The 12,972-nt window shown below is 53.4% G+C and carries 11 protein-coding genes; 6 read left to right on the forward strand and 5 right to left on the reverse strand.

Features of this window, described 5'->3' with window-relative positions; genetic code table 11:
- The first annotated feature begins 122 nt into the window (after window positions 1–122).
- Both thrS and K1718_RS13020 read left to right on the forward strand, forming a co-directional pair.
- Window positions 123–2,093 carry a threonine--tRNA ligase gene (gene thrS, locus K1718_RS13015; protein WP_265682349.1) on the forward strand — a complete coding sequence of 657 codons (1,971 nt, stop codon included), beginning with the start codon at window positions 123–125 and terminating at the stop codon, window positions 2,091–2,093.
- A gap of 154 nt (window positions 2,094–2,247) precedes the next feature.
- Window positions 2,248–3,096 carry a lysophospholipid acyltransferase family protein gene (locus tag K1718_RS13020; RefSeq protein WP_265682347.1) on the forward strand — a complete coding sequence of 283 codons (849 nt, stop codon included), beginning with the start codon at window positions 2,248–2,250 and terminating at the stop codon, window positions 3,094–3,096.
- A 49-nt stretch (window positions 3,097–3,145) separates the two neighbouring features.
- On the opposite strand, the gene K1718_RS13025 is transcribed toward K1718_RS13020, so the two are convergent.
- Window positions 3,146–4,102 (reverse strand): hypothetical protein, encoded by a 957-nt coding sequence (locus K1718_RS13025; RefSeq protein WP_265682345.1) that lies wholly within the window; start codon window positions 4,100–4,102, stop codon window positions 3,146–3,148.
- A gap of 450 nt (window positions 4,103–4,552) precedes the next feature.
- On the opposite strand from K1718_RS13025, the gene K1718_RS13030 reads away from it, so the two are divergent.
- From K1718_RS13030 to K1718_RS13045, 4 genes are all read left to right on the forward strand, one after another.
- Window positions 4,553–5,149, forward strand: a complete 597-nt coding sequence (locus K1718_RS13030) for a nitroreductase family protein (RefSeq protein WP_265682343.1) — start codon at window positions 4,553–4,555, stop codon at window positions 5,147–5,149.
- A 4-nt stretch (window positions 5,150–5,153) separates the two neighbouring features.
- Window positions 5,154–5,756 carry a flavin reductase family protein gene (locus K1718_RS13035; RefSeq protein WP_152501327.1) on the forward strand — a complete coding sequence of 201 codons (603 nt, stop codon included), beginning with the start codon at window positions 5,154–5,156 and terminating at the stop codon, window positions 5,754–5,756.
- Window positions 5,757–6,075: 319 nt separating this feature from the next.
- On the forward strand, window positions 6,076–7,386 hold the full coding sequence (locus K1718_RS13040; RefSeq protein WP_152501328.1) for a transglycosylase SLT domain-containing protein: 1,311 nt from the start codon (window positions 6,076–6,078) through the stop codon (window positions 7,384–7,386).
- A 92-nt stretch (window positions 7,387–7,478) separates the two neighbouring features.
- A complete protein-coding gene (locus K1718_RS13045; RefSeq protein WP_152501329.1) occupies window positions 7,479–8,633 on the forward strand; it encodes a DUF2336 domain-containing protein in 1,155 nt (384 codons plus the stop codon).
- Window positions 8,634–8,648: 15 nt separating this feature from the next.
- Here the strand turns inward: K1718_RS13045 and K1718_RS13050 are convergent, their stop codons facing one another.
- The 4 genes from K1718_RS13050 to K1718_RS13065 form a co-directional block, all read right to left on the reverse strand.
- A complete protein-coding gene (locus tag K1718_RS13050; RefSeq protein WP_265682341.1) occupies window positions 8,649–10,385 on the reverse strand; it encodes a caspase family protein in 1,737 nt (578 codons plus the stop codon).
- Window positions 10,386–10,456: 71 nt separating this feature from the next.
- The gene (locus tag K1718_RS13055; RefSeq protein WP_265682340.1) at window positions 10,457–10,981 is read right to left on the reverse strand and encodes an Hpt domain-containing protein; all 525 of its coding nucleotides are present in this window, start codon (window positions 10,979–10,981) and stop codon (window positions 10,457–10,459) included.
- 106 nt (window positions 10,982–11,087) lie between these two features.
- On the reverse strand, window positions 11,088–11,900 hold the full coding sequence (locus K1718_RS13060) for an NAD kinase (protein ID WP_265682339.1): 813 nt from the start codon (window positions 11,898–11,900) through the stop codon (window positions 11,088–11,090).
- A 113-nt stretch (window positions 11,901–12,013) separates the two neighbouring features.
- Complete coding sequence (locus K1718_RS13065; RefSeq protein WP_265682338.1) at window positions 12,014–12,832, reverse strand: trypsin-like serine peptidase; 819 nt, start codon at window positions 12,830–12,832, stop codon at window positions 12,014–12,016.
- Window positions 12,833–12,972 lie beyond the last annotated feature (140 nt).

Raw genomic sequence — 12,972 nt, forward strand, 5'->3', positions numbered from 1 at the left:
GATTAGCCAGCTTTAAGGGGTAAAGGGTTGCCGATCCGGATTGAATCCCCTATCAGCAGGCGGTCCAAATACCTTTGTGAAGCTTACCTGCATTGTCTGCAGGAGTGAGCAGGAGAAAAAAGATGATCCAACTGACTTTCCCCGACAATTCCGTGCGCGAATATGAAGCTGGCACCACTGGTCTGGCAATCGCCGAGGGCATTTCCAAGTCGCTTGCCAAGAAGGCAGTTGCAATGACGTTGGACGGGGAACTGAAAGATCTTTCAGATCCGATCGATGCCGACCATCAGATTGAAATCGTAACCCGCGACGACCCGCGTGCGCTCGAGCTAATCCGGCATGATGCAGCACACGTCATGGCCGAGGCTGTTCAGGAGTTGTGGCCCGGTACACAGGTGACCATCGGTCCGGTCATCGAGAACGGCTTCTACTACGATTTCAAACGCGTCAATCCGGATACTGACGAAGACTGGCCTTTCCATCCGGACGAGTTGCCTGTCATCGAAAAAAAGATGCGTGAGATCATCGGCCGTGGTGCCCAGTTCACCAAGGAATTCTGGAGCCGCGAAGAAGCCAAAACCTTTTTTGCCGCCAAAGGCGAACACTACAAGGTCGAGCTGATCGATGCCATTCCTGAAGATCAGGAAATCCGGATCTACAAGCAGGGGCAATGGCTGGATCTGTGCCGTGGCCCGCATATGGCCTCAACAAGGCAGATCGGCGATGCGTTTAAACTGATGAAGGTTGCCGGAGCATATTGGCGCGGCGACTCCAACAACGAAATGTTGTCCAGGATCTACGCAACGGCCTGGCATAACGAAAAGGAGCTGAAAGGCTACCTTCGTATGCTGGAAGAAGCGGAAAAGCGCGATCACCGGAAGCTCGGACGTGAAATGGATCTGTTTCATTTCCAGGAAGAGGGGCCTGGCGTCGTTTTCTGGCATCCGAACGGCTGGGACATGTTCCAGAACCTGATTGCCTATAAACGCCGTGTGCTGCGAGACACGTATAACGAAGTGAATGCACCGCAGGTTCTGCACACTTCGCTTTGGGAAACTTCAGGCCACTGGACCTGGTACAAAGAAAACATGTTCTCCGTGCAGTGCGCTGACCCTGAAGCTGAGGACAACCGTGTCTTTGCCTTGAAGCCGATGAACTGCCCGGGGCACGTGCAAATCTTCAAACACGGCTTGAAAAGCTATCGTGATCTGCCGTTGCGCCTTGCTGAATTTGGTGTGGTTCACCGCTACGAACCGTCAGGTGCACTGCATGGGCTGATGCGCGTTCGCGGGTTCACGCAAGACGATGCCCACGTTTTCTGCACCGAAGAGCAGATGGCCGACGAGTGTATGAAGATCAACGATCTCATTCTCTCGGTTTATAAGGACTTCGGATTTGACGAGATTGTTGTCAAATTGTCGACCCGTCCAGAAAAACGTGTCGGCACCGATGAAGCCTGGGATCATGCCGAAACGATCATGGCCGATGTGCTGAAGCGGATCGAGGCGGAGTCCGAAGGACGGGTGAAAACCGACATTCTTCCGGGTGAGGGCGCTTTCTACGGTCCGAAGTTCGAATACACCTTGCGAGATGCGATCGGTCGTGAATGGCAATGTGGCACCACACAGGTGGACTTCAATCTGCCGGAGCGCTTCGGTGCGTTCTATGTCGACAATAACGGTGAGAAGAAAACTCCGGTCATGATCCACAGAGCGATCTGCGGATCTATGGAACGCTTCCTTGGTATCCTGATCGAGAACTATGCCGGACACTTTCCGCTCTGGTTTGCGCCCTTGCAGATCGTGGTTGCGACCATTACCTCAGAGGCCGATGCTTACGGACAGGAAGTTGCCGATCTTCTGAAGTCGAAAGGTCTGAAAGTTGAAACAGACTTCCGCAATGAGAAGATCAACTACAAGGTTCGCGAACACTCGCTTGCCAAAGTTCCGGTGATTATTGTTTGTGGTATGCGTGAAGCGGAAGAAAAGACAGTGAATATTCGCCGCCTGGGTTCCAAGGACCAGAAGGCCATGGGGCTGGAGGAGGCTGTCGCGGCCTTTGTCGAGGAAGCAACACCGCCCGATCTTCGCTAGTGCGTCGTCTCCTGAGTAGGAGATTCTAACAGCTTGCACATTGCCCTTACGCTGGGGTATCCCCTGGGGCAATGTGCTGTCACATTGTTGAAACGGAGCTTCTGGTATTGGGTTTCTGATTTACCAGAGTTTCATCAGGTTCAAGACAACGGCCGTGAACTACGCTGAATTCAGTTACGCAAATCCCGAGCACCCGCCACTGAAGCGGTGGACAATCCGTGCCATTGAGGGATTGTCGGGACGTCGCAAGCTTGTCGATCTTTATGAAGTGTGGAAGCACACCATGGTCGGCACGTCCGACTACATCTGGAGCGATTTGCTCGGGCTGATCAATCTGGATGTTGCCGTTACGGATGGCGAATGGCCTCCGAAGAACCTTCCCGAAGGTCCTTTGGTCCTGATTGCGAACCATCCCTATGGCATTGGTGATGGACTGGCTATTCTGGCGCTTGCAGAACAGCTGGACCGTCCTTTCAAGATCCTGATCAACAATGAGTTGCTGAAGGTTCCTGAAGTCCGTCCGTTTTCTCTGCCTGTTGATTTTGAAGAGACCAAGCAGGCCTTGAAGACCAACATGCAGACCCGAAAGGAAGCGCTGCGGCTGCTTCAGGAAGGCACGACAATCATCGTGTTCCCCGGTGGTGGCGTCGCGACCGCAGCCAAACCGTTCGGTCGTGCAGAAGAGCTGCCCTGGAAAACCTTTACGGCAAAGATGATCCGCTCATCGCGGGCGACTGTCCTGCCGCTCTATTTTGAGGGGCAGAATTCCTGGCTGTTTCATCTGGTCAGCAAGTACTCGCTGACCTTGCGCCTGTCATTGCTGGTGCGTGAATTCAGGCGCATTCTAGGGACGGTGATTACAGCGCGGGCTGGAAATCCAATCTCCTACGAAACCTTGTCGGGTTTCAAGGATCAGAAGGAAGTCATGGATTTTCTTCAGACCAAGGTGATGGAGATGGGACCCTGCGTCAGCTCGGGTAAACTGCTCGGTCGACGCGATTGAAAATGACGCGACTCGGTTGACCGTCCTACAATATTGTCGGCTTTGAAGGTCAGTTGTTGATAGTGGCTTGCTGAGACGACAATTCACTCACGGATGTCACCACTTCGACTTCTCGATCTTCGCCCGGGGTTACTTCAAATGTATGAAGATATGTTCGGCCGTTGTTGCGCGCGAGTGCCTCATATTCACCAGCCGCCAAAACAAAGTCGGGAAAAGCCCCGGTGGCTTCAACGACGACATCGCCGCCCGGGCTCAATACGGACCAGGTGGTGTTGGCAATTGCCTCACCACCGCGTTCGTTGACGAGCTTCAATGTAATGCCCGCGGCTTTGTGGAAGATCGTCGCTTCGGTCAGTTTTCCAGGGAGCACCTGGACATCGGCTCGAACCACAGCATTGACGTCGCCGTATCGGCTTACAACATGATAAGTGTCGGCATTCAAACGGACGATTGAACCGGGTGTCACGTTGCTGACAATGAGGTCTCGCTCACCGCGCTCATCGAATTCCAATCCATAGACGTCGAAAGAAACGGGTTTGCCATCAATCGTCTGACCGTCTTTGAGTGTCGCTCCGAATTTGATGCCGCCGGCATTCAGCGTCACCATCTTTGACTGGACTTCCTTGCCAATCATGATCCTGTTGGTGGATTGGGCATAGCCGTAGGCAGTGTGGATGAGGTACGAGCCCGGCTCCAGGCGAAATTCCGCGTCGCCACCCTTGTGCGTTGCCACAAGTTGCAGCCGTCCATCCGTATTGGTGGTCTCGGAATAAATGCGCCAGATCAGCCCATCATAGAGCGGCTTTGCGTCAGCGGTGAGCTTTGCCATCAGGTAAAGTGCGCCTTCCTGAAGACCGCTTGCGACGTCTGTCGCTGAAGATCTTGTCGGGGCATATGGGCTTGGAAGCAGTACGTCTGAAAACAGTGGCTCAGGTTCGCGGTCGAGCAGATTGATGATCGGGTTTTCAACGGGAGCGTTGGGGTCCGGCTTCTTGGCCGGGGGCATGGGAGCTTCCAAGGTCTGCGCAAAAGCGGTGCTGCTCACAAACAGGAGTGTCATGCAAACAAGCAGTGCTTGCGCTGCCGCTGCTACAGGTTTGTTTAAACCGTACCCGCCTGAGACAATTGGTGTTTTTAACATGCCCGTTTCATTATCTTTTTGACTCGACGTGTTTTACCAGTCTTTTGCATTTAATTCCAATCGCGGTTGTCGGTCGGGATCAGAGCTTCCGCGCTTCAGACGATATTTGTCGAAGCAAAGGAGATCGGTCGGTTTCATTGCCCCAACAGCGCCGGCAAAAAACACCAAATTTTTATTCAACAACCCGGATTGAATTTCGGTCCCTAATGGGACTTAAATTCGGGCGAATTCAAGACGTTTCAGATAGAAGTTGACTTTTGCGGCTAATCAATTAGTTGATAGTTGCAAATGAAACTATCTCAACAGGATAAGTTCATGCCCAATCAAGACACAATGTCGCCGGAAACACTCTCGTTTCTGCGACAAAGACGGTCTCACCCTTCTGTCACGATGTCTTCTCCCGGACCAGACGATGACCAGATCCGGGACATTTTGACAATCGCCGCTCGCGTTCCGGATCACGGCAAACTGAGCCCATGGCGCTTCGTGCTTTACCCGAGCGAGCAGAGTGAAACAATCGGAGCCTGGCTGGCTGCTCGCTGTGAGAGCCTGAACGGACCACTTGATTACGAACAGCGCCAGAAAGAACTGACACGGTTCCAAAGAGCACCGCGCGTCATCGGCGTTGTCAGCACTGCGGCCGAGCATCCCAAGATACCCATTTGGGAGCAGCAACTTTCGGCTGGTGCTGTGTGCATGAACCTTGTCACCGCTGCCGCCGCATCAGGATATGTTTCGCAATGGCTGACTGAATGGTTTGCCTTTGACGAAGAGGCAAGCCGGTATTTGGGTGCCGGTGAAAATGAGCGTTTTGCCGGCTTCGTGCACATCGGTACGGCGACGCAGCCTCCTGTTGAGCGTCAGCGCCCCGACCTTGCACAATTGATCTCCAACTGGACACAAGCTGACTAAACACATGTATTACGACACTGAGAAAAACGATCACGGCCTGCCACACAATCCATTCAAGGCAATTGTTGCACCCCGGCCGATTGGCTGGATTTCATCACAAGACAGCGATGGCCGGACCAATCTGGCACCTTACAGCTTCTTCAATTGTGTATGTGACCGGCCACCGATCGTCTTGTTTTCGTCATCGGGCTACAAGGACAGCGTCGCAAACGTCGATAGCACTGGTGAGTTCGTCTGCAACATGGCGAGCTGGGATCTGAAGGACGAAATGAACCTGTCTTCGGCGGCTGTTCCGCACGAGACTTCGGAATTCGATCTGACCGGCCTTGAAATGGCGCCTTCACGTCTGGTCCGACCGCCTAGAGTGGCCAAAGCGGTAACCGCGCTGGAATGCAAGCACCTGCAGACACTGCAGATGAAGGGACTTGATGGCAAGGAGGCCGACAGCTGGGTGGTTTTTGGTCAGGTCGTTGGTGTTCATATAGACGACAACATCATTGTTGACGGGCGGGTTGATGTGACGCGTTACAAGCCGCTTTCGCGGCTCGGCTATATGGACTACGCGGTCATAGAACAGGTTTTTGAGATGGGCCGTCCCAAGTCCTGACATTTGCGTCTGTTGCTGGGAAATGGCGTCGGCTGCTCCGGCGCCTTTTTCATTTCCGGTTGCCGACTCATACAAATGGGAGCTATCAGACATTTGGTTGAGTCGAAGACTTGTCGTCGATATCCAAAGAAAACCCGTGGTTTTTGCTGAATTTCCACATTTCCGGACGCCAAATTCAGCAGAACTGCTCAACTTTTTCAGAAAATGCCGAAGTCGGAAGTCACACAGACACTTGACTGTGACTTGTTAAGGTTTTGTTAACCTTTTCGGCGCGAAAGTTAACAAAGTAATAAATCAGTTCCGTCGAGGAGACAGGGTCATGCATATTGCTGACACTACCTCGGTCGCGTCTCGGATCGAGCTTGCGTTTCAGTCTGCGAGTACTTCAACAGGTACGTCATTCGACTATCTGGTAAAGACGGCTGCGAGAGAGTCGTCCTTCAATCCGTCTGCGAAGGCCAAGACTTCGAGCGCGACAGGTCTGTTTCAGTTCATTGAATCCACCTGGCTGGAAACAATGAAGGAAGCCGGCCCCAAGCACGGGTTGGAAAACTATTCTGAACATATCAAGCGCTCGAAAAGCGGGAAGTACTACGTTAGCGATGCCAACATGCGCCGTGAAATCCTGGATCTGAGGAAGGATCCGGAAATCTCGTCGATGATGGCCGGAGCATTGACGCAGAAGAATTCTGAGTATCTGGAGCGAAAAATCGGCCGGGCACCTACGGACGGTGAACTCTACATGGCGCACTTCCTGGGTGCGCATGGTGCGAGCAAGCTCATTGATGCAACCAACGCCAATCCGAACACGCGTGCGGATTCGGTCTTTTCTGCTCAGGCCAGAGCCAACAAGCCGATCTTCTACAATCGAAACGGTACGGCACGGTCGATGCAGGAAGTGTACGAGGTCATCGTGTCGAAGCATGATGCCGTAACGATGATTGCAGAGGTGAGTGGGAAGAAAAACCTGAGGACATCCGGGGCATTGACGCAGGTGGCGACCCTGCCAAATGCGAAGCCTGTCCAAAATCCTTCTCCCTTCGACCCGCAGCAAATTGATCAGTTGGCCGGAGACCCGGCAGCAGCCTTCGCAATGCGTGGAAAACCACAATTGACACCTCAGCTCGCTGCGAGTGATCAGGGCATACCATCACTCCCCGAGAACAATCCGGTGGAGCTTGCAAAGGCGAAGTTGTCGATACCAGAAAGCCTGACAGGTGAAACGAGCCAGTCCTCACCAAGTGCTGTTTTCTTGCAGGAACAGGTCGTTGCGGCAGCAGGCACGAGGCAGGCACCACAGGATCCAAAAGAGGCCTCTCTAAACCCGTCAAACGGAGAAGCGGCCAATACACGGGTCTTATCGGCCTTCCAGGCTGCCGAGACCTTGAACCCATTTGAAGCCTTGTTCCGAAACGATGAAGCTTCCAAACAAGCCGGGGTCAATCCAAGATTTGCGTCCGCATTTGCGGCTGTTGAGGAAGCAGCGCGGTTTAGCGCGTTGTCAGGCACATCGAATCAGGTTGCGGCCCAGGAGCTGGCCTTGGCCGACCAGGGCGGGCCACTCGATTTGACCCGTTTTCTGAGGCTTAAGGCCGAAGAAGAACAAAAAGACCTTCTGCCACCGGCGTGAACGCGCCGGTTATTGTCAAAATTATGGTGAACCGATCGTTAAGCCTTTGATGTCAGGATGTATCTGACACTTGGGAAGATTGTTTTACCGCTATGACCGTACACGACATTCTGCAGCTGAACGATGACAATGAATGCACCCTGGACATTCAGGCCGCGCAAGAGTTTGCGCAGCGATATCTGGACGCCGAAGAGGGCAGTCAGGAGCGGACCAGCATGGCTGCCGCGCTGACCATTTTACTGGATGACCCCAGCCGCTCAGTTCGCAAGGCGATCGCGAACATACTTGCGTCAAGCGAGCATGCACCTGGCCACGTTATTCGCTGCCTGGCCAGCGATGTCGACGAAGTTGCAATTCCCATATTGAAATCATCTCCAATCCTTTCTGAGGCGGAGCTTGTCGATCTTCTTGCCGAAGGCAGCGATGCCGTTCAGTGCGCCATCGCGTCGCGGCACGACTTGTCTGCCAGCATCAGCGCAGCAATCTGCGAAGTCGGCAGTGAGCCGGCGTGCCGCTCATTGCTTCAAAACGCCAACGCTCATGTTCTTCAATCATCCCTCCTGCGGCTTGCCCAACGCTTTGAAGACCGGCCGGACATTTGCGATCAACTCCTGCGAACCCGTGATCTGCCGCTGGCGATGCGTTATGAGCTCTTGATGCGTCTTGCGGAGAACCTGGATGATCATCCGATCGTGCTTGAAAGGGTGCCCGAGAACCAACGGCATACCTTCTTGAGCGACGCAGAAGACAAGGTTGTGCTGCGGCTTGCGCTCGAAGCCGGCGTTGAAGACCTGCCGGAGTTTGTCGAGCATCTGCGCGTGAATGAAAAACTGACCACCAGACTTTTGCTACGGTCAGTCTGCTGTGGTCGTCTAAGGTTCTTTGCGGCGGCGCTGGCCAATTTGGGGCAGGTTCCCCTGCCAAGGCTGTGCAAGCTGCTGATGACCGTTCGCCGCTCCGCGTTGCAGGCCATGCTTCGCAAGGCTGGACTTCCGCTCAGATCTCACAGTGCGTTCTTGCTGGCCATCGACATCGCGCGCAAGGCCGAGGCCGATTTCACCTACGATCTCGCTCTGGATGAAGCGCGAATGCTGACCGAAACACTTCTTGCCGAAATGCAGGACGGATCGCTCGGCGCTGATGAAGACGTCACGGCATTCCTGCGCCGGTTCGCGATTGATGTGGCGAGGCTCGAAGCAAGGTTGCTGGTCAAGAACAGCGGTTTGGCCATCACTGCTGCCGCCTGATCCGCCAATTTGTTTCTATTGCCAGAAACACTTTCTTGGAAGATTGGCTTGCGAAGTGCAGTGGGCGCTTCGCCCGCATGGATGCGTGTAGTAGCGGCTGTCACTTCCTGGTTGTCGCTTAGCACGATAGCGAAATGAATCGGCTGTAGGGTCGTTGGGGCAGCTGCTTGCTGACTTTGCCGGTTTCACATTTTGCCTTATCGCGTGTTTGTTACCAGCTGGCTCTTTTACAGCAACGCACTTGCCATTCTTTAGTTCCTGCGAACGTCCGCACACCAGTGGGCAAACACGGCCTTTTGACTGAGCTAGTTTTTCCAAAGATTCGGGACTTGGATCCAAAGAGGAAAACTCGAATCCTGCTTCCTTCGTATAGGTCTTAAGTGCGTTTTTGCTGCGTTTGCCCCAAATTCCGTCTATCTGACCGACAGAGCACCCAAGACGATTCAACTCGGTCTGCATGGCTCTTGCCAATTCTTTGGTGTCCGTCTGCTTCTCTGAAAACTCGATTTGTGGCGCTTGGGGTGCATTCATTGCCGGAAGGCTTGCAACTTGCTGTGTGCTTTCAATAGGTGCAGCAGGCGACAACGGTTTTGCGGGACCTGAACCGGGCGACGGAGTGTTTTGCGCCTTCTCTTGTGAAAGTGCGATGTTCTGTTTCTTAAGCGCGGCGATTTTTAATCTCGCTAAATGCGCATAGACACCCTCGGGGTACTTACTGAGGTAGCTCTCAAACATCGCTGGTTCGAGGGCATTTTGAATAGATTGCCAATAAGCGACTTCTATTGCGTCTTTTTGGTTGTCGTGTGCTCTGATTTCGTTTGCTTTTTGGTCTTTGATTTCTTGAATACGAAGATTTGCGATCTCTGCAAATTGGCCCTCGGGATATCGCTTCAGATAAGACTTGAAATACGCAGCGGATTTGCTGTCTTTGATCGAATTCCAAAAGGCCAGTTCAATTTGTGGATCCACTTTGGGTTCATTTGGAATTTGCGGATCTTGTTGTCTCAAAATGACTTCGCCAGTGAGAGAAGAGTTCTCCCATGGCACCTGTTTGCCGTTTGTTGCGGCCAGCACATCGCGGCGAACTAGAACGAGTTCACGCGTGATATCAAGCCCGGGCGTGCCAAGATGCTTCAACAACGAACTCGTAAAGGGACTATTGGCGCCACGACCATCCAGTGCAACGTTCCCAGGCTGGGTTGCGAAGGAAATCAACGTGCCCACACCAGACCCAATTTTTGCCAAACCTTTGCCGACTGACCCGGATCGTGTGCCCATTGAGCGAGCAAGGTTTTCCGCAAGAGGGTTATCTCGGCAGGCATCAAGAAAAACTAGGTTTACATTGGCACTACGTTCCATTGCACTCAGGATCAGGTTGGCTGGCATCGCCTCGAATTCAAGATCAAGATAAGAACCGAGCCGGGCGTCGATTGGCACAAGATAGTTGGAACCGTTCACCTGCAAGCCATGCCCAGCATAAAAAAACAAAGCTAGATCTGCTCCCTTTAGGTTCTTTACAAAGGAATGAATGGTTGTTCGCATCTCAGTAAGGCTAAGATCAACGCCGGTGGTGACTTCAAAGCCGAGACTTGAAAGCTTTCTGGTCATGCCATCTGCATCGTTCTTGGGGTTCTGTAGCCGAGGTACGTTCTGATAGTCAGAATTTCCAATAACCAAGGCCACACGCCGCTCAGCGAGAGCGGCTCCAAGGAACAAAACAAAATAAAAAAATATTGTCAGAAAGTGCTTCAAAACCGCCCCTCCCATAGCCTCTGAAGCCTATTGGGCGAGCAGAATTGTGTCAAACTAGAGCGTCTCGGTAATCAATCTTCGTCTGTCTTCGGCGGGAATTGTGCGAGATAGGCGTCGGTGACACTTTGAAGTGTTTCCAGGAGCGCTACGCCGGTCTTGTTGTCAGCGTCTTTAGCGCCTTCCATAACCATTGCCCGAATTGCCTCGACATAACGTCCGGCAAGTTCAGTCGGCAAGGCGTCAGGCGAGGGGACGTTTTCAATCAGGTGGCAAAAACCGGCGGCAACTTGACCGACGAGCGGAAAGCCAAGGGTCAGGGCTTGGCCCTTGATGTTGTGAGCAGCTTGGAAAAGTGGCTCGATGGTATCTTCCGAAAGCCCGTTGGCCTGAACGTTTTCCCAGGCGCTGTTCAGCGCCACGGTCTCATTGTCCATCCATCCGCCAAAGTGAGAGGAAAGACGGTTCAATGCAGCTTCTGCTGCCTTGACCGGGTCAAACTTTTTGGCCTCGCGCGGAGATAGTTCCCGAACCTTGCTGCGCAGGTCCGTCGGTGGCGACACGATCTCGTAATTCTGGTCTTTGGCGTCTTTGGCCATTGCAGCGTTGATCCTTATCGCCATGTCAGCAAAATAATACGCGCAAGTATGGGCATTCATACTTAACAGTCGGTTGCCGTTCCGGCGCAATGCAGGAGAATTCCGGTCAATAGCGGAACATTTCCGTCAGAATACGCTCGTCCCAGCCGTGATCGGAATCGAACATGATCACGCCTTCGGCTTCTGTCGACTCGCACACAGACACATGGGTGACGTGCCGGATTTCGGTATGATCCGCCGAGGCGCTGACGGGCCTCTTTTTGGGGTCCAGGATTTCGATGTCAACCCGCGCCCGGTTGGGCAAAAGCGCTCCACGCCAGCGGCGCGGTCGAAAGGCACTGATAGGGGTCAAGGCCAGAAGTTGAGCGGTTATCGGCAGGATCGGCCCGTGTGCGGACAGGTTATAGGCAGTGCTGCCTGCCGGTGTTGCAACCAGAATGCCGTCGCAGATCAGTTCTTCCAGACGCATTCGACTGTCTACGGAGACCTTCAGGCGAGCTGCCTGAGAAGTCTGCCGGAGCAGGGACACTTCGTTGATCGCCTGGGCCTTGTGGATCGTGCCATCGTTGGCTGTTGCCGTCATTTCCAGCGGACGGATGGTTGTCACATCAGCTTTCGAGAGCCGTTCAAGCAGTTGATCTTCACGGTATTCATTCATCAGAAAACCGACTGAGCCCCGGTTCATACCGTAGATAGGTTTGCCGCTGCCCATATGTTCGTGCAGCGTTTGCAGCATCAGGCCGTCGCCGCCAAGGGCGACTATGACGTCCGCATCTTGCGCCGGTACGCCGCCGTAGCGTGCTGAAAGATCTTCCTGTGCCTGTTGTGCTTCCTCGGTATCGCTGGCGACAAAGCCAAGCTTTGCCAATGAAACAGGCTTATGGCCGGTAGTCTGAGGAGGATGTGAGGAATGGTTCATCGGCCCAAATTACTAAGCGTCAAGGTGGCGTAAACCCGCTTTGCGAAATCGTGTCAGGCGGAAATCGGACTTCACCTTACCCGGCTTTTTCAGAAGCGGTAGCGAAAAATTTCTCAGTTCCGGCTTTCATTTGAAGACTTTACGGTCGGATCGGCTGAACAGCTTGGATTTTTTAGAAGGTCCTGCCACGCCAGAAAAGGGACGATAACGGACCGTTCCTCGTTGAGTTTTGCTGACATGACGCCTGCAACCCTTGGACCGCTTGCTGTTTCCACAAGGAAGGGTCCACCAGATGCGCCACTTTCTGAAGGGCAATTGGTAACCCAACTATCCTCTCTTGTTCCAAGGACTTTGCAGTCTTTCACCAACGTTGGCAGGTACCGTCGGCTTCGACGATACCCAGCGGATTGAAAGCGTGTTTCTTTTGAAAGTGTTTTCGCGTCGGCGATCTCAAGAGGGGCTATCGGGCGAAGGTCGCTCTTTTGTTTCAGCACGATGAGGCCGATATCATTTCGAACATCGCGCAGCCGTGGCTGTTTCTTGGGCTGATAGTCTTTTGCAGTTATGAGGCAAGCAGCCTCCAACCTCGCTGCAAATTGGTCCCGGCGTACACCCGCGATGAACAATACGTCTTTGGTCGGAAAGAGCTTGAGCGTTCGCTTGTTGTAAAAGCAATGTGCGGCCGTGAGGACGATGTTGGGTGCAATCAAGGTACCTGTGCACATGGAGGTGGTTCTGTATCCGGCAACATTGACCCGCCCTATGGAAGGCCAGGGGTCTTCCGTGCTGTCGACAACCTCCAGCCTTTGTTCCGTTTGTGCAAGTGCAACTGGCACGGCAAGGCAGATGGCAGCCAAAGGGGAAGATGCAAATCGAATGAGCCGGCACGGATTGTGAAGCGCGGTGAAAATCCGCACGAAAAGTCTTGTCATGATAGATCCTGTTCGAGGACATCTTGGACAAGACGCCTTAACGGGACTTGAATTCAAACCGTGCGGTTCCTTTTTCAGAAGCATCTTGCGATTGCGAGCCCTCGCTCAGGGCCTGGCTGTGCTGCCGCCAAGAGGCGCGA

The sequence above is a fragment of the Roseibium porphyridii genome (assembly GCF_026191725.2).
Lineage (GTDB): Bacteria > Pseudomonadota > Alphaproteobacteria > Rhizobiales > Stappiaceae > Roseibium > Roseibium porphyridii.